Source organism: Oleiphilus sp. HI0123, from assembly GCF_001635315.1.
This window is the reverse complement of the sequence record NZ_LWGE01000408.1, coordinates 1-1,059: the sequence shown is the minus strand read 5'-3', so window position 1 is coordinate 1,059 and position 1,059 is coordinate 1. Positions and strand designations below refer to the sequence as shown.

Here is a 1,059-nt window from a genome sequence, read left to right as displayed (position 1 = left end):
CAGAGTCCGCTAATGACGGCTTTGAAGCAATCAGCAAATGTCAGGAGACCTCGTACAAGCTTATTTTTATGGATATTCAGATGCCAGGAATGGATGGTGTTGAAGCGATGAAGCGCATCCGGCAGATTAATCAGCAGTATAAAACAGCAACGATCATTGCACTGACTGCCTACGCCCTTCCCGAAGAACAACAAACCTTTCTCAACCAGGGTTTTCAAACACTTATCACCAAACCAATTGATGAAGAAAAGCTCAGTAAAACAATCACAGAATATCTTCCCGAGCTAGCCAGTGACCTAGGTCAGAAGCAAGCTACTACGTCTATGCCTGCATCGCCCAAAGACAATAGCCCAGTTCACTTACCGGAAACAAATAATACCACCCCAGACCCTCGTCAATCTCAGGCTATTCATTCATCACACACGCCAATTAAAATCATCGATATAGAAGAAGGCGTGAGTTTGTGTAACGGTAACCAAGATCTTGCGGAAACTTTCTTAAAAAAGTTTTTGGAAAGCTTACCAGGTGAAAAAGAACGAATTGAGCAGCTATTCCAAAACAATCAGCTCGAACTACTTGAAGAGTCTGTCCACAAATTACATGGCGCCTGCCATTATTGTGGCGTTCCAAAGTTAAGAAAAACAGTAAAAGATACCGAACATGCTTTAAAAACTTACGAGCGACAGTTGGATACATACATAAATGAGCTTCTCGAAGACATTCAGCGAGTTCTTGATACGGCTAATGAATTGAAGCTAATCCCCTCTTGAGTCACCAGCTAAGCGCTATGCGGATCACACTCTGAAACATAGGCGCTTTTTTAAAAGCCTCGAATTAGATATATTAACTCGGTTAACTCAACCCGAAAGGATTATTAACTTTGGATGCGAGCTATGATCAAGCTCCGAATGTGTAAGTGCATCCAAGTTCAACGATATGGAATACGTTAGAGCTACTAACGTAATTTGCTAAAAAGGTTAATGCAGCTTATGTCCTCACGTCGCTCTCCGCTCCCCAAAACCATTTCGATTATGGTTTTCCTATTTTTGCTAGGCACCC

The 1,059-nt window shown here is 42.1% G+C and carries 1 protein-coding gene; it reads left to right on the top strand.

Features of this window, described 5'->3' with window-relative positions:
• On the top strand, positions 1 to 770 hold a 770-nt coding region (locus A3761_RS03870), incomplete at its 5' end, for a response regulator (protein WP_156491577.1).
• Positions 771 to 1,059: the final 289 nt, after the last annotated feature.